This window comes from Streptomyces sp. NPDC054887, from assembly GCF_053610585.1.
This window is the reverse complement of sequence record NZ_JBSGYQ010000054.1, coordinates 23,862-39,724: the sequence shown is the minus strand read 5'-3', so window position 1 is coordinate 39,724 and position 15,863 is coordinate 23,862. Positions and strand designations below refer to the sequence as shown.

Genomic DNA, 15,863 nt, shown 5'->3' with positions numbered 1-15,863 from the left:
GCAGCATTCGTTCGGTCAGGCCGGGCAACCCGCCCCTCGCCCGGCATCATCCCGCTGCAATCACCGCGCTCAAACCGTTGACCAGGGCGTACACCGATCCGGCTGCAGTACTAGCGCGCCGTCACACCACGGCGTAAGGCTGCGGCGGGTCTCAGTAGTCGAGGTCGAGGTAGTCGATGTCGATGAACTCGACGGTAAGTCCATGGGCCCGGCGGCCGTTGTCCTTGAAGTACTGCTCCTGCAGTCCCAGCGCGACGATGTTCTTCAGGTCCTCTTCCGTGGCGCCGGTCTGGCGGGCCTGGAAGAGGCGGTCGGCGTAGGTGGGGGGCAGGTGGTGGGTGACGAGGCGGATCCGGCCGTCGTCGGTGCTTCCAGGGGCGGCGGTGAAGCCGAACCGGGCGCGGGTCTCGACGGTGATGCCGCTCTGGGTGGCGGCCCTGGCCCGGGCGGCGTCCTTGACCTTGGGCTGCCACGTCTTCTCCACCACGGCCTTCAGACGCCGGCCGTGTACACCGGTCGCGGTCTTGATCTTGTTGTCGCGGTAGCGCTCCACGGTGCGCCCGGAGACGCCGATCTGCGCTCCGACCCGGCGCGCGAGCTCGGTCCTGCTGGCGGACTTGAGGGCGGTGCCGCGCCGGGCACGCCGGTCGGCTATCTCAGCTCGCTTCAGCAGGTGCTGCATCTGGCCGTAGGTGATGGCGGGTAGCGGTCGGGTCGCGGTGGCGTGTTCGGCGCGGGCGAGGGCGTCGTTGATGTGTCCCGCCGGTGGGTGGCACGGCCCTCGGGCCCGACCCGCCGGTAGATCACGCCCGCTGACGGTGCGCCACCATCACTCGGGACGGTGCGACCGACGTCGGAGCCACGAGAAGGGCACAACCGCCGGCAGGGCCCTTCGGCGTTTGCGGTCCCTTCTTGCAGGTCAGGGGCCGTCTCGCAGTGATCCGAAGTGCCGAGTCTCTTGACCATGGATTAGATGGTTCTGATCGAAGGTGAGATTCGGGCGATGCCTCTACATCGTTGGTGCAGCCGGGATGCGGCCTCATGTTCATCGCCTCGCCCGGTGATCACCCTCCCGGTGACGGGATGACGCCTTCGTCTTGACTCGACCAGCAAGGCCGCAACCCTCGAAATGCCTTCGATTCGAAGGTGTGGTGGGTGGGTGGTTGGGTGGGTCCATGGCCGGTGTTGCCAACTACCTTGGAAAGGCAGGTATGCTGGCACATGGAAAGCCACCGCCGGGCCTCATTGGCTGGTACCTGCAAGGTCGGGCGGTGGCTTTCTGTAAGGCGTCGTTCCTCACGTAAGGGAAGAAGACATGACCGATACTACAGAACGCGCGGACGGCTTGAAGACTCCGGCTGGTCGCAGCGGAGGTTCCCGGCGGCGGGGCAAGATGCTGCTGTGGCGGGCTGCGCTGGGCGCCGCGTACACCGGCGGCGGCATCGGGCTCACGCTCGTTGTGAAGTGGGTCCTCGGTCTGTGAGGACACAGCGGTAACAGGTAGGGCCCGGCTGGCCGGCCGGGCCCTACGCACGTGCAGCTACAGGAGGCCGATCACGGCGTCTCCTCCCACGACTCGGAGGCCTCGAAAGGACCGCCGCCCAGGCGCAGCCTCTCCGGCTGTCGGCAGGGGAGTCATCGCCAACAGCCTGAAAAGGTTCACGCGCGGCATGACCGCTCAGCCTTGGTTGCCCAGCGGCATCGAACGAGCCGCCTGCCGGATGCGCACCGCGATCCGAACTGCAACGCGGTAGCGCCGGGCCGCTGCTCCCGTCAGGTGAGCGGGAAGCGGGCGGGGCTGCCCCTTGTAGTCCAGCAGGAAGCCGGCCTTGTGCGGCAGGGGCCGCGCCCACGCCGTTGCGTAACTGTCTTGCCAGCCGATGGAGTGTCCGGTCGGCGGGCAGACGACGTCGGCGAAGACCACGGCCAGCAGGTGATGGGTCGTCTCCGGGGTGCGGCCGCCGAGGGCAGTTTCGTACAGCTCGGGCAGCACGCGGCCGATGAACTTCGCGGCATTCACGCGGACATGGGGCATCTCGTCCTCCAAGGAGGCTAGGGCCCCGCGCCTACTGAGAGAGTCAGGCACGGGGCCGCACCACTCGTCGCCAGCATCAGAGCCGGAACTTCGACGGTCAGCGCGCGGCTCGGCGGGCACCACAGTGCGCCACCGGATAACGGAACCGCCCTTCCCTCTCCTTGTGCAGGACCGCCCGGGCAGGTTCCCCGCACCTCCCGGTTACGGCGTACCCGCGCTTCTGGCGTGGGCTTCCTGTGCTCGTCGTCGAGTGGGAGGTCGGTCATTGCTGGGCTCCGTGCTCGTGTTCTTCGATGCCCGCGCGGAGCCGTTCGAGTTCGTGCTGTTCACGCGTCTGACGGATGGGTAGGGCAAGGGGGTCTGCGACGATCTCGACGAGTTCCTCGACGCGTTCGTGAATGATCACGATGTCGCGGTCGATGCGGGCGAAGGACTGGCACGTCTCGGTGTGTCGCAGGGCTACGCGGATCTGATTACATTCCTCTGCTTGGCAGTGGATGGATCAACAGTCAGCTTCTCCAGAGCAAGGGTGTCTCAGGTAGCCAAGCCCATGAGGCAAGGCTCACGGGCGCTTCCGGATGGCGACGGCGGCTGCGTAGGGGCCCAGTCCTCGGCGGATGCTGCTGTCGCATCGAGCGAGGGTGTCAGTGCTGTACGCCATCATCGGCGCATGACCGCCGACTCCTCGCCGAAACCCAGGGCTACTTCAGCCGTTGAGCCGCCACGCACGGGGGCGCTTGTTCTTCCGGAGCCGCTCGTCGGTCTGTGCCGCGCAGATCAGTACGAGCGTCAGAAGAAGTTCTGGCAGGAGCTCACGCAGCAGTGGCGTGCTGAGGTCGCCGCTTCGCTGGAACAGGTACGCGCGAAGATCGAGAAGCAGAACGCTGTCAACCGGGAACTCCGGGACAACATCCTCAGTGCCGTGCAGGCTGTCCCTGATCCGCGTGAGCTGTCTGTAGCCGACGTCATGGTGCTGAAGAACCAGTGGGCAGACACGGCGGATGCAGCGCGCGTGGGCGTGCGGGATGCGACCGGCAGAAGATGGCGCTGCACTGTGGAACCGGGACACGGCTCGTGGACGGCTCCGCCGAAGGACCGCAGCCGCACCGACCGGCCCAGCATGTGCTGGAAGTGCTCCGGCGCGGCCCCGCGGCCGGGAGAGCGACCCGCCCTCGAGCGATCTGTGGCGGCCGTTTCCGCGCTGGCCGCTGAGCTCCACCCCGACTCTGGAGCGCCAGAGGAGATCAGCTATGGCAACAACAGGCCGGTGATCTGGTGGCATCAGGTTCCTGCCGTTCGGCCTGGAACCGGAGAATGGTATTGGGCGACCCATATTTGGAAGCAGCCAACCAAGAGCCGCACCGGCCAGCGGAGCGGGAACGGGAAACCGGCGGCTGGGATCAACGGCTGCCCGGTCTGCAATTCCGACCAAGCCGACGCCTCCAACAGCCTGGCTGCGTGGTATCCAGAGCTCGCGGAGCAATGGGTGCGTGGCCCGGCGGGCAGGAATGCGCACAACACCACCGTCGGGTCCAAGATCGAGGTGACGTGGCGCTGTACGTCGTCACAAGGGGAGCATGAGGACTGGCAGGCACCGCCCAACCGCCGCACCGCGAAAGCGCTGCGGTCCGGCTGTCTGAAGTGCAGCAAGAACGTCTCCGCCAAGGCGCTGGCGCTCTACCACGAGCTGCGCACTCACCTGCCCGCCTTGGAGCTCGAGGCGCCGATTCCACTCGACCCAGCGCCCGGCAAGCGGTACCGCGGCGTGCGGGTCGACATGTGGGAAGAGGCATTGCAACTCGTTGTGGAGTTCGACGGTTGGAAGACCCACGGCCCTGAGTCCTGGCGCGACCGCGCAGCCGACGACCGCCTGAAGACCGAGCGTCTTGCCGCCGCCGGCCAGACGGTGATCAGGGTCCGCGAAGACCTTGACCCGGTTGGACCTCACGATGTCGTTGTCGGCTCAGGCTGGAGCGCGTGGAAGGTAGCCGCAGCAGTCCTGCTGCGCGTTCACCAGCTCGCCCTGCACCCCCTGCCCGGCCTCGCCAGCTATCTGGAGCACGGCACGGAGACAGCGGCGGCCGATGTGGAGAAGGCTCTGCTAGGGATGCCATACCGCCCCCGCCAGTTTCCCAAGGCCTCGAAAGCGGCCGCCGCACCACGGCAACTGAAGGTCACCGAGCCACATGCGGACAGCTGGCTGACACCGGTGAGCCCCCCGTACCCCAATCCGAAGAAGCGAGCCGGATCGCTGCGGGACTACCAGTGCAGGTGCAAGACGGCCGTCACTGGGCTTCCGCAGGCCGAGGTCACTCGCGGGAACACCAAGAGCTGCGGATGCCGACAAGATGCGTCCCGTGCGGTCTCGCGAGGCCGGGTAGATCGGGAGCTGACCCAGGCGGCTCGCCAATGGGCGCGGAAGGCGGGAATCGAGGTCAGGGCAAACGGCCCGTTGGACGCTCGAGTCCTGGCCTCGTACCAGCTCCACGCTGTCGGCATGGCGAGTTTCCTCGGCGACGACAGCCTCATTCCCGAGGGCGTCGTACGCGGATGGGCCGATGATGAGGAGATCTCACTCGGTGCACGCGGACGTCTGCCCCAGCACACCTGGCTCGGCTACGCGGCTTCTGTACTGGACCAGCTCGCGAAGGCTCCGGACGAGGACGCGTAGGGCTTGGTGGACAGCCCGAACCAACCGTCGCTTCAGCTGCGGTAGCTACGCTTGAAGTCTGCTTCGCGCCGACAGTCTTCTTCCTCGAAGATGTCGATGCGGAGTAGGGTCCGTCGTCAATAGCGCATGGGATCGGGCACCCGCTCGCCTCCTCAGGATGCCGGACGGGTGAGCCAGTCGGCGAAGGGCGTGCGGACGTCCGAAACGGGCAATGGCGTGGCGTCTGTGCCCGCATGGCGCGCTGCCTGCAGGATCGTTGTGAGGTCTCCGCGAGCAGCACCATGCGTTGGCCTCGGCCGCGAGAGCGGGTTGCCCGGCTGCCCGGCGAAGACGTTGTCGGGCACCCGCCGGTTGGCCGACGGCAGCCGGATGCGCGCCCCTGGCCAACGCGAGCGAACGCTCCGGGAGCCGCAACCGCCGTCGCCGCCGTCGGGGTCGTACCCGGTTCGGAGGTAATCCTTTCCCGCGGGGGCGAATCGGCTATGTCGTTCCAGTGGCCGCTTGCCTGGTAGAAGGCGTTTGCCGAGCCGCACGGGGGGAGCACCTCCCGCACGCGATACGGCCTCGTCTGATGCTGGTCAGGGTCAGCATGGCTTCCGCCCCGCATGCGCAACAGCAGCGCCACCGGTCGGTGGTCTTCCCGGGGTAGGGCTCCAGCGGCTCGTATCCGGCCGCCCGCGCTTCGTTGGCGGCCGTCGCGGGGTCGGTTCTGCCACCGCCCCGGGGGCACTTTTTGCAGCCGCTCGTTCCTGACCGGACGCAGGACAGTCGCATCATGACCTCGTTCCCGCAGGAGCACCGACAGCGCCACCTGTCCGTAGTACGGCCCGGGTAGGGCTCCAGCGGCTCGAACCGGCCGGCGCGCATCTCGGCGGAGGCCTGTTCGTCGTTCACCGAGTTGAAGGCGCAGAACCGGCAGCCGCCTGAACCGCTGTTGACGTTGGAGTACGTGGGGGTGGTCTCGCGACCGCATCCGGTGCAGCGGCACCGCCACGGCCTTCCGCTGCCGGGGTAGGGATCCAGCGGTTCGAGACCGGCAGCGCGCATCACTTCGCCAGCTTTGGGCGCGTTCGCGGCGGCACGCTTGGCCTGGGTCTCTCGCGTCCGGCAGACCCGACAACGCTGGCCTCCATTGCGCACGGCGTTGAAGGTGGGGCGGCCTTTGTGCCCGCAGGTGGTGCACCGTGAAGGCCAGGTCGCATTGGTGCGGCCCGGGTAGGGCACGAGCGGCTCGTATCCGCTGGCGCGCATCTCGACTGCGGCGGCTTCGGGGTCGAACAGGCAGGCAGCGCGGGGCCGGTCACCGTCCCGGGACACGTAGGGGTCTTGTGCGTGGCGGATTTCCTCTTCGACCATGGCCCACACCTCGGCCGCGGTGATGCGGTCGGCGCAGCACGTTTCGCTCCAGCCGTTCGGCATGACGGTCGGAGGGACGAAGGGGCAGAGTCCGGCCTCCCGTAGGCGGCGCAACACGGCCTGCTCGATGTCGTAGGCGGCGGCGCCCGTGGTGAAGTCGAAGGCCCGGTGCAGCTCCCACCCTTTGCGCTCGTGCTGGACGAGACGCGATGTGTAGCCGGTGCATGCGCCGATGCCGACCTTGACCGCGTTCCACTCCTGGTGAGTGATCACGTAGAGCTTCGCCGGCCCGGCCAGGTCGATACCGAAGGTGGCGCACATGCGGCACCCCTTGCCCTTGCGGACGCCGGTCAGCCGCTGGTGCACCTGGTGACCATCGGGACAGCGGCACAGCCACCGCTTGTCGCTGCCGGGGTAGGGCTCCAGCGGCTCGAAGCCGTGTGCGCGCATCTCAGCAGCGCACGCCTCAGGGTCCAGCGGTGCGCTTCCCGCGCAGTGTCCGCATCCGTACCCCCGGCCCTTGACACCGGAGTACAGGGGCCTGGACTCCTTCCCGCACGTGGTGCAGCGGCAGTGCCAACCGACCGAGGTTCCGGGGTACGACTCCAGCGGTTCGAATCCGTTCGCGCGCATGAGAGCGCCGGCTTCCTCGGCGTCGAGGCGGCGGGCAGCGCCCCGCTGCTTGTATCCCTCGGCCCGGCAGACGGGGCAGGGGTCATAGCCCTGCCGGACGCTGGAGGCCCTCACCTCGACCTCTTCACCGCAGGCCGCGTGGCGGCACCGCCACGGCGCTGCAGCGGAGTCATAGGGTTCCAAGGGCTCGTACCCGACCGCGCGCATCATGGCCTCGGTCCGCGCGGCGTTGGCCTTGCGCTGCTGCTCCCCGCGGGCCTTGCGGTTGCAGGCGGCGCAGCCCGATGTCGCATCAGCCTTGATCAGTTGGCGGACGTAGGACAGCCGCTGTGCGCCGACCTCCCCGCATCGGGTGCAGCGGTAGCGCCACGGTGTCTGGCTGTTGAGGTACGGCGTCAGCGGCTCCAGACCGACCGACCGCATGTCGGCCTCAGCTCGATCGGCTCCGCCGGCGCGCTCCTGGAAGATGGCCCGGCGGCTTTCCTTGGCACACTCCGTGCACCCGACCCTGCCGTCACTGATGTACGCGGGTCTCGGGGTGACGATGTTCCCGCAGGCGAGGTGTCGGCAGCGCCACGGCTTCCCGCTGCCGGGGTAGGGCTCCAGCGGCTCGTACCCGGCCGCCTGTATGGCGGCAGTGTGCTTGGCCTTGGCGGCCTCGCTGCGGCGGTTGGAGTCACTGAAGACGGTCATGGCGTACGTATATCAACGGGGACTGACAGCCCTGCTCGGACGGAGTACGCGAGGGGCAGGGCCGCCTCGGCGGCTCGGCCCCTCGCGCGATGGATGGCTCGCCGATCTCAGCGGGCCGTCGGCCCCCCGCTCCCGCCCGAGCCGAGCAGGAGGTAGAGCAGGGTCACGGCCCCGGCAGCGACAAGTACGGGTTCGCGGAGATTTCGGCCGTGCCTGAAGGCACGGTAATGCCCGGGGGCGGGGCCAGCCGCCTGGCCCATCACCCACAACCGTGATCATCTCGGCTTTCCCGTGGTCGCGCGTGCCTACGGGCTTGGGTGTTCTGCTGCCACAGGCTGTTGTCAGTGGTGGACTGTACGTTGATCTGAGGCCGGTCAACATCCGTTATTTCGGGACTTGTTGGCTTGCCCTGACCTGCACTTTTCCATCACGAAGGGGGGGCACGTGCGCCTGCGCATGGAGATCAGCACCCGGGCCCGTGACATTCCGTGGGGCAATGTCCTCGCACCTGGCCGCGGCGTCGTCTACGACGCCCTGCGCCGGTCCGCCCCGGCCCTGGCCGAGAAGATCCACGAGAACGGATGGGGCCCGTACGGGATGGCCCCCTTCGGGCACAGCGCCCCCATGTTTCCCCAGGCGCGCCGTATCCGCGGGAAGTACGCGGCGGGCGGGCGCGGGTTCGTCGAGTTCGGCAGCCCCGTGCCCGAGCTGGTTCAAGCTCTGGCCGTCGACTTCATCAGCCCCGCCCACCAGGTCCAGGACTGGGGCGGGGTCGCCTTCAACGTCCAGAGCGTGACCGTTCACCAGCCGCCCGCCTTCGCCGACGGCCGGGCCCGGCTGCGCACCGCGACCCCAGTGTTCCTTGCCAATTACCAGCGGCCGGAAGGCAGCGCCGGACATAGCCCGTTGCCAGCTTTGTTGCCGACTGATGCCGCGTACCCGGTGGCGCTCGAACGGAATCTCAACCGGCGTGCTGAGACCTTCGGTCAGCCGGCGGACATCGCGCTGACGGGCATCACCTGGTTTGGACCACAGCGCTCGTTCCGTGTAACCGGCCAAGGCCACTCCGGCCAGCGGACCGGCGCCCCGGTCGAGATTGAGCTGACCGGCAGCCCCGCCGCACTCGCCGCACTGTGGTCCGCGGGGCTCGGCCAGCAGACCGGCGCCGGGTTCGGATGGGTGATCGCATGACGACCAAGCCCTTCACCGCAACACGTGCCGGCGGCCCCGATCTACCCGCAGAGCAATGTGCGTTGAGGCTGACCCCGCACCCCCTGCAGCGAGTCGGCGCGTTCACGCTCGCCTCGTTCGCCGGAGTCCCGCACCCGGACAAGGTCACCGGAACCGCGTTCACCAGCGCCGTGGACAAGCTCACCGACGCCGCCGTACACGCCGCCCTCGTACGGGACACCAAGGCCGAGGCCGGGTTCCTCCTCAAGTGCGGACACAGCCTGTGGCCCAACAGCAAGATGCTGCACCCCAGCAACAAGAAGCGGCCGAACGACGAGATCACCCAGGCCGTACGGGAATGGCGAACCGCCCCCGCCCCGGACACCTGGCCGGGCGTGCCGTGCGCTCTGTGCCCCGCCCCGGCGGTCGGGTTCTACGGGAAGACGGACATCGTCCTGACCATGTCCGTGGAGCACCGAAACGCCACCCCGCGCGGGCACTCGGGGCTGGCCCTGTGCTGGCCCTGCGTCTGCTCCTTCTATGCCCTGCCGTACGGATGTCACCTGACCGGCGGACCATCAACCGCCCTGCACACCTGGGATGAGCGGCTCGCCGCCCATGCCACCCGCAAGCAGGTCCACCGCAACGAGCTCCTCATCACGGCTGGCGCCAAGCCGACCAGCCCAAAACCCGAAGCCGCCGCCCTCGCCGCACTCCGCGGATACGAGCACCGCCTCACAGCAGGTGTCGAGCTGCTGGTATTCAGCAACAACAACCAGAGCCAGACCCTCGAAACCCACGCCGTCGATCAGCCACTCGCCGAGTGGCTGCGCACGACCGTGCGCCTTCCCGCCCGGCGTACCGGCTTCGCCTGCCTGCTGCGCGCCTGCCGCACCGACAAGGGCAGCGGTGCCGACAACCTCGCATGGCGCCTGTTCCACCGGCCCCACAGCATCCCCGACGTCCTGACCTCCTACCTGACCGGGCGCACCGAGGCCACGAGAGCGCCGGCGCCCGAGTCCCCACCCGTAGCCGAACTGATCGGCTCGTACCTGCACGAGGTGATGCACATGGAAGAAAAGGATCTCGCCGAGATCCGCGCGACCGCCGCCCGGGTCGCCGCACTGTTCAAGCCCGACGACACCGGGGGCAAGCTCACCGGCTTCCATGCCCTCTTCCGCCCAGGCCGCGGCGCCGACCTGCGCAACTGGCTACAGCGCCACGCCGTCGAGTGGGTTCTCACCCGGCCCGAGAACGGCGCGCCGCTGATCACCGAGACCGGGTTCGAGCTGCTGTTCTCCCCAACGCAGGACGGTAACGCCTGGTTCTACCGGCAGTACCTCCTGACGTCGACTCTCGCCGAACTCCACCGCCGCGGCTGGCAGCCGAAGGACGCGGCCGCCGCAGCCGAGGACTTCGACCCCGACCACATCGACCCTGCCGACACCGCCGCCCTGGAAGGGGACACCCCGTGACCTACCTCGCCGGAAAGCTCGCCCTCGACATCAACGCCGGGGCCCCCAACAACGGCCGCGGGCAGGACAACATCGGCATGGTCAAGAAGATGCTGGTAGGCCGCGACACCTACCCGTACATCTCGCCCCAGGCCGTACGCCGCTGGCTCCGTGACAGCTTCCCCACCGGTGAGCCCGTCTCCCCGGTCATCCGCGAAGGCTCAGGGAAGAAACAACAGGCGTATACCAAGGGACGCCCCGACCTGTACGCCGACGACGACCTGTTCGGCTACATGGTCGCCATCAAGGGATCAGACATCTCCTGCCAGCGTGACACAGTCCTCGCGACCGGCACATTCGTCAGCGTCACCCCGCAGCGCCCCGCCTCCGACTTCGGCACCATGAGCCGCGGGTTCACCGCCGGGGAAAACCCCGTCATCCACGAGCACGAGTTCTACACCGCCGTGTGCGCGGGCGACATCGCCCTCGATCTTCCCCGCGTCGGCACCTTCGAGACCGACGGGCAGGGCATCCGCATCGCCCTCTACGCCAAGGCCGCCGAGGAAGCCGCCGAGAACGACGCCACCACCGCCACCTTCCGCGGCACGACCTCGCTCGTCCTCGACATTGCCGAACGCCGCCGCCGTGCTGCTCTCGTCCTGCGCACCCTCGCTGTCCTGCGCGGCGGCGCCAAGCCCGCCTCTCACTACGGCGACCGCACGCCCGCCCTGGTTCTCCTCGCCCCCATGAAGGGCGGCGTCAACCCCTTCACTCGCATCCTGACCAACAAGGACGGGAAGCCCGCTTTCGCCACCGACACCCTCCGCGAGGAGCTCGCCGCCTGGCGGGATGAGCTCGACGGCCCAGTCAGGATCGGGTGGGCGCCCGGCTTTCTCGGCGACCAGCGCGACCGTGTACGCCGCGACCTCGACGAGCTGATCACCGCCGGGACCGTGTTCATCGACCACCCGCGCACCATCCTCAACGGCCTCGCCCAGGAGATCGAAGGCGGCCAGCATGACGACTGGTTCGAGGACGCCAAGGCATGAACCCAGGCATGAGCACGGTGCCCTCACTGCAGGCCACCATCACGGCCCCCGTCGCCAGCTTCCGTAACCCGCTCTACTCCGGCGTACAAGTCGGCCTACCGTGCCCCCCGCCGTCCACCATCGGCGGCATGCTCGCCGCCGCCGCCGGAGGCTGGCAACACGTACCCGCAACCTTCCAGTTCGCTGCCGCATTCCACGCCCGCGGGACCGGCATCGACCTGGAGACCTACCACCCGCTCGACGCCAGAGGCAGGCCCACCACACCCCTGCCCAAAGATCGCGAATTTCTGGCCTTCACTACCCTGACGGTCTGGATCAGCGACGACCCCGAGCGCTGGCACACCATCCTGCGCCGCCCCGTCTGGCCCCTACGCCTCGGCCGCAGCCAAGACCTCATAGGCATCAGCCTCGACATGGTCGACCTTGAGGAGAGTGCTGGCGAGCAGCGAGGCGCCATCATCCCCGACCACGCCCGTGCCGCCGGAACCGCACTACGCCTACCCACCGCGATCCGTCTGGACAGAGGCCGAACCGTATGGGGCGCGTACCGGCACGACTCTACCGGCACCGCCACCGCCATCGTCCCCGACAGCCACAGCACACCCGACGGGCAAGCCATCACTCTCCTGCCACACACCCACCCCGCTACAACATCAAGCCCCTGATCAGGGACGTTGCACGACCGCCGCACCGCTGCAATGACGAGCACCCGCCAGGCCCGCGGACACGCCCCCACCAGGGGCTTCACCGTCGGTCGTCATCGCCCCAGGAGGGATCGCGACATGCTGGAGAGGAACAGGGTGATGGCCTCGACCGGCGTCGTCATCGCCCCGAAGGGATCGCAACAACGTGCGCGACGCGGTGGTGGTGCCCTCAACCGTCCCGTCGTCATCCCCCCAGAAAGGGATAGCAACTACATGGTCCGCGGCGGTTCCCGTGACCAGTGCCAGTCGTCATCGCCCCAGAAAGGGGTCACAACACATGGCGGAGTCTACGGACGCAGCACCAGCAGACGAGTCGTCATCGCCTCAGCAGGGATCGCAACCACGACTGCCCGGCCGGGCCGGTCGGCCCCTGCTCGTCGTCATCGCCCCAGAAGGGATTACAACGGCGTCAGGCGGCTTCGCGGATCCACGGGCGGCGGAGGTGGTCATCGCCCCAGAGGGGATCACAACTACTGGGCGACGGCCCAGACGATCGCGTGGCACTGCGTCGTCATCGCCCCAGAAGGGATCGCAACATCAGCTCGTGACGCGGGTGAAGCAGCAGACGCAGGGTCATCATCACCCCAAAAAGGGATCGCAACCCCGGGTGGGAGCAGTGCGTGTCCTCGGGGTCCGGCGTCGTCATCGCCCCAGAAGGGGGTCGCAACATCCGTCCACGGTGAACAAGCTGGTGAAGAAGGGTGGTCGTCATGGCCCCATATAGGGATCGCAACATGTAGCCGCTGCTGACGAGCTGGTCGGCGGCGTAGCCGTCATCACCCCAGATTGGATCGCAACCGGGTTCCTGCTCAGTCGCGACGGTGACGCGGGCGTCGTGATCACCCAGAGGGGATCGCAACAACGTTACGAAGCCCTGCGCCTGCTGCTCCAGGTCCGCCGTCATCTCCCCAGTAGGGATCACAACACGTTGTAGAGCCGCATGAGGTAGCCGGTGTGGCCTGTCGTCATCACCCCAAAAGGGATCGCAACTCGATTGCGGAGAGTTGGAAGGGGTCGGCGGCGAGAGTCGTCATCACCCCAGAAGGGATCGCAACAGCATCTCCGCCAGGAACGGCGGCACCACCAGGGTGGTCGTCATCGCCCCACAGGGGATCGCAACAGCTGCGTGACGTGCCACGTCTCCAGGGTGCGGAGGGTCGTCATCACCCCAAAAGGGATCGCAACTCGATTGCGGAGAGTTGGAAGGGGTCGGCGGCGAGAGTCGTCATCACCCCAGAAGGGATCGCAACACTGCCGGGCCATCCTGCGGACCACGTAAAGAAGCCCGTCGTCATCGCCCCAGAAGGGATCGCAACTCGTACCTCGAGCATCGCTTCGACCTCGACGGCAGTCGTCATCGCCCCAGAAGGGATCACAACAAGAACGCCGGGTCGGCGAGGCGGACTACGCGCAGGTCGTCATAACCCCCGAAGGGCTCACAACCAGCAGGTAGAGGGAGGGAAACTGTGCTTTACGAGGTTATGGCGAAGAGTGCCCGGGGTGGCCGGGCGCCGGAACGTTTGACGGCGCATCTAACTGCGGCGCTGGACACGGCCGGATTGGTCGAGGTGCGTACGGGCCGGATAGCCGCGACGGCCGAGGTGGTGCCGGGATTCTGGTCGGCGGTGCGGTTAGCGGATCTTCTGCATGATGCGGGGAAGATCCCGGACGGTTTCCAGCGGATGCTTACGGGTGGCCCGGTGTGGGGGGAGCGGCATGAGGTGCTGAGCCTCGGGTTCCTGGGGCTGGTGGCGGATGAGGTGCTGCGCGGGTGGGTGGCGGTGGGGGTTGCGACGCATCATCGGCCGTTGACGAACTCGCCGCGTTCGCTTGCTGCTCTGTACGGGTTGGCTCCGTTGCGGGAGTGGCGGGCCAGGTTCGATCCGGTCGACACGGCTACGGCCGAGGCGCTGGCCGTGTGGCTGTACGAGACGGCTGAGCGGGCCGGGCTTCCAGTGAAGCCGATGAGTGCCGGCGAGGACTGGGTCGGCCAAGCGCATGCGGAGCTGGGCGCATTGCTCGACCGGTGGGAGTACCCGGCCGCGGACGGTGAGGGCCTGGCCGCGGTGCTGCTGCAGGGCGCCGTCACGATGGCCGATCACCTGTCCTCGGCGTATGCCCCGCTGGTCTTGACTCAGCCGATGGGGCCTGCGTTCGCGGACGGGCTGGAGCAGGGCATCCGGGCGAAGGGCTTCGAGCTGCGCCCGCACCAGCAGCGGGCCGCCGACGTGGACGGGCATCTGTTGCTCAGATCGAGGACCGGCAGCGGAAAGACCGAAGCATCCTGGCTGTGGGCCTGTACCCAGACGGCCGCCATGGCGACCGCGGGCATGGGCGTGCCGCGGGTGTTCTACACACTGCCGTACCTGGCGAGCATCAACACGAACGCCGACCGTACCGCGAAGGAGCTGGGCAGCATGGACTTGGTCGGCGTCGCCCACGGGCGAGCGGCCGCCTACCACCTGGCGAACGCTTCGTGCCCGGAGGACGGCGACGAGGAGCGGGTGACGGCGGCGCGTAAGGCGGTGGCCCGGGAGGCGGCAACCCGGCTGTTCCGGGAGACGGTCAGGATCACCACCCCGTACCAGCTCCTACGCGCCTCGCTCGTCGGGCCGTCTCATGCCTCGCTGCTGCTGGACGCGGCGAACTCGGTTTTCATCATGGACGAGCTGCACGCCTACGACACCAAGCGCCTCGGCTACATCCTCGCCATGATGGGCCTGCTGGAGCGGCTCGGCGGCCGCTTCGCTGTCTTGTCGGCCACGCTGCCGGACGCACTCGCCGAGCTCATCGCCGACACCCTTACCGGACCGGTGACGCGCACGGGCGACGCCGACAGCAACCCGCCCCCGCGGCACCGGATCCGTACCCGCGAGCACCACATCACTGCACCGGCAGCCGTCGCCGAGATCCGCGACCGGCTACAGGCCGGTGAATCCGTCCTCGCCATCGCCAACAACATCAAGCACGCACAGCAGCTCTACACCCAGCTCGCCCCCATCGCCCGCGCCTTGTACGGTCCCGACGCGGCGAGCATGCTGCATTCTCGGTACAAGCGAGGGGACCGCACGCTCATCGAGCAGCACATCACTGGCAGGTACGGCGTCGACCGCACCCGCGCCGGTACCCGGCTGCCCGGCCTGGTCATCTCCACGCAGGTACTCGAGGTCAGCATGGACGTTGATTTCGACGTCCTGTTCACCGCGGCCGCCGACCTCGAAGCGCTCGCCCAGCGGTTCGGCCGCGCGAACCGGGTAGCCGCTCGCCCTCCAGCCGACGTGATCATTCACGGCCCCCAGTACACGCCGCGCCGCAATGACCCCGGTCAGTGGTTCGCTGACGGCATCTATCCCCAGGCCCCCACCGAATCCGCGTGGCGCATCCTCACCGCCCATGACGGGAAGGAGGTCGACGAGAACGAGATCACGGGGTGGCTGAACACCATCTACGCCACCCCGTGGGGCCAGACGTGGCGGGACGGAGTGCTCTACTTCCGCAACGAGTTCGCCAGCACGTTCCTCGATTTCTCGTACCCCTTCGACTCGCGAGACGCCCTGGCCGAGAGGTTCGACGAACTCTTTGACGGGACTGAGGCCGTGCTCGCCGAGGACCGCACCGCCTACGCCAAGGCGCTCGACCAAGCGTCCGGCCGGGCCGGACGGCTCCTCGCCGGGGACTACCTCATCCCCCTCCCCGCATCCGCCGCCCCGAAGGCCCGATACGACCGGGACTTGAAGGTGTACCTGATCGACGGCGGATACACCCGCGAGCACGGGCTCATGAAGGTGCACGATCCAGGTGCCGTGTATCGGACGGGGGAAGTAGCCTGAAGTGCCGGGCCCATCTCCTCCGCCCACTCCAGCCCGAGGTCGGCGAGGGCGGCGCTGTCCAGGAGCGGTGTTTGTGATCACAGGCGTGTGGTCTGGCCCGGACTGGTCAGTTTGGTGTGCGGTTTGGGTTGAGCTGGTCCGGCCGAGCGGCTGCCTCCGTGGCCGTGGCGTTCGTGGAGTTTCGGATCGTTCGTAGTCGGTCTGAGGGTGCAGGGCACCCCAAGGTGGCCGTGCTACCGGACCCCCGGATGCCCAGCCGGCATCCGAA

General features: G+C 68.1%; 12 protein-coding genes. 7 read left to right on the top strand and 5 right to left on the bottom strand.

The window, feature by feature from the left end:
• Window positions 1-151 precede the first annotated feature (151 nt).
• A complete protein-coding gene (gene tpg, locus ACWGH0_RS26215) occupies window positions 152-754 on the bottom strand; it encodes a telomere-protecting terminal protein Tpg (RefSeq protein WP_453406706.1) in 603 nt (200 codons plus the stop codon).
• A 561-nt stretch (window positions 755-1,315) separates the two neighbouring features.
• Between tpg and ACWGH0_RS26210 the strand changes: the two genes are divergently transcribed.
• Window positions 1,316-1,483, top strand: a complete 168-nt coding sequence (locus ACWGH0_RS26210; protein ID WP_453406695.1) for a hypothetical protein — start codon at window positions 1,316-1,318, stop codon at window positions 1,481-1,483.
• 195 nt (window positions 1,484-1,678) lie between these two features.
• Here the strand turns inward: ACWGH0_RS26210 and ACWGH0_RS26205 are convergent, their stop codons facing one another.
• Both ACWGH0_RS26205 and ACWGH0_RS26200 read right to left on the bottom strand, forming a co-directional pair.
• Window positions 1,679-2,035: a hypothetical protein gene (locus tag ACWGH0_RS26205; RefSeq protein ID WP_453406694.1), complete on the bottom strand. Its 357-nt coding sequence runs from the start codon at window positions 2,033-2,035 to the stop codon at window positions 1,679-1,681.
• A gap of 262 nt (window positions 2,036-2,297) precedes the next feature.
• Entirely contained in the window at window positions 2,298-2,441 is a 144-nt protein-coding gene (locus tag ACWGH0_RS26200) for a hypothetical protein (RefSeq protein ID WP_453406693.1), read from the bottom strand.
• 264 nt (window positions 2,442-2,705) lie between these two features.
• Between ACWGH0_RS26200 and ACWGH0_RS26195 the strand changes: the two genes are divergently transcribed.
• Complete coding sequence (locus ACWGH0_RS26195; protein ID WP_453406692.1) at window positions 2,706-4,706, top strand: zinc-ribbon domain-containing protein; 2,001 nt, start codon at window positions 2,706-2,708, stop codon at window positions 4,704-4,706.
• 480 nt (window positions 4,707-5,186) lie between these two features.
• On the opposite strand, the gene ACWGH0_RS26190 is transcribed toward ACWGH0_RS26195, so the two are convergent.
• Window positions 5,187-7,388 (bottom strand): hypothetical protein, encoded by a 2,202-nt coding sequence (locus ACWGH0_RS26190; protein ID WP_453406691.1) that lies wholly within the window; start codon window positions 7,386-7,388, stop codon window positions 5,187-5,189.
• A gap of 444 nt (window positions 7,389-7,832) precedes the next feature.
• On the opposite strand from ACWGH0_RS26190, the gene ACWGH0_RS26185 reads away from it, so the two are divergent.
• The 4 genes from ACWGH0_RS26185 (at window position 7,833) to cas5 (ending at window position 11,726) form a co-directional block, all read left to right on the top strand.
• Entirely contained in the window at window positions 7,833-8,579 is a 747-nt protein-coding gene (locus ACWGH0_RS26185; protein WP_453406690.1) for a CRISPR-associated endoribonuclease Cas6, read from the top strand.
• 62 nt (window positions 8,580-8,641) lie between these two features.
• Complete coding sequence (locus tag ACWGH0_RS26180) at window positions 8,642-10,033, top strand: hypothetical protein (protein WP_453406689.1); 1,392 nt, start codon at window positions 8,642-8,644, stop codon at window positions 10,031-10,033.
• Window positions 10,030-11,061 (top strand): type I-B CRISPR-associated protein Cas7/Cst2/DevR, encoded by a 1,032-nt coding sequence (gene cas7i, locus ACWGH0_RS26175; RefSeq protein ID WP_453406688.1) that lies wholly within the window; start codon window positions 10,030-10,032, stop codon window positions 11,059-11,061. Before ACWGH0_RS26180 ends, cas7i begins: the two co-directional genes overlap by 4 nt.
• An 8-nt stretch (window positions 11,062-11,069) precedes the next feature.
• Window positions 11,070-11,726, top strand: coding sequence for a CRISPR-associated protein Cas5 (cas5, locus tag ACWGH0_RS26170; protein ID WP_453406687.1), 657 nt, complete (start codon window positions 11,070-11,072; stop codon window positions 11,724-11,726).
• Window positions 11,727-12,276: 550 nt separating this feature from the next.
• On the opposite strand, the gene ACWGH0_RS26165 is transcribed toward cas5, so the two are convergent.
• Window positions 12,277-12,669, bottom strand: coding sequence for a hypothetical protein (locus tag ACWGH0_RS26165; protein ID WP_453406686.1), 393 nt, complete (start codon window positions 12,667-12,669; stop codon window positions 12,277-12,279).
• A gap of 577 nt (window positions 12,670-13,246) precedes the next feature.
• Here ACWGH0_RS26165 and cas3 point away from each other — a divergent pair.
• On the top strand, window positions 13,247-15,595 hold the full coding sequence (cas3, locus tag ACWGH0_RS26160; RefSeq protein WP_453406705.1) for a CRISPR-associated helicase Cas3': 2,349 nt from the start codon (window positions 13,247-13,249) through the stop codon (window positions 15,593-15,595).
• Window positions 15,596-15,863 lie beyond the last annotated feature (268 nt).

Excerpts from the sequence above, each read along its gene's own strand:
- ACWGH0_RS26165 (WP_453406686.1), bottom strand. The coding sequence starts at position 12,669 with ATGACGGCGGACCTGGAGCAGCAGGCGCAGGGCTTCGTAACGTTGTTG.
- cas5 (WP_453406687.1), top strand. The coding sequence starts at position 11,070 with ATGAGCACGGTGCCCTCACTGCAGGCCACCATCACGGCCCCCGTCGCC.
- ACWGH0_RS26210 (WP_453406695.1), top strand. The coding sequence starts at position 1,316 with ATGACCGATACTACAGAACGCGCGGACGGCTTGAAGACTCCGGCTGGT.
- ACWGH0_RS26190 (WP_453406691.1), bottom strand. The coding sequence starts at position 7,388 with ATGACCGTCTTCAGTGACTCCAACCGCCGCAGCGAGGCCGCCAAGGCC.
- cas3 (WP_453406705.1), top strand. The coding sequence starts at position 13,247 with ATGGCGAAGAGTGCCCGGGGTGGCCGGGCGCCGGAACGTTTGACGGCG.
- ACWGH0_RS26205 (WP_453406694.1), bottom strand. The coding sequence starts at position 2,035 with ATGCCCCATGTCCGCGTGAATGCCGCGAAGTTCATCGGCCGCGTGCTG.
- ACWGH0_RS26195 (WP_453406692.1), top strand. The coding sequence starts at position 2,706 with ATGACCGCCGACTCCTCGCCGAAACCCAGGGCTACTTCAGCCGTTGAG.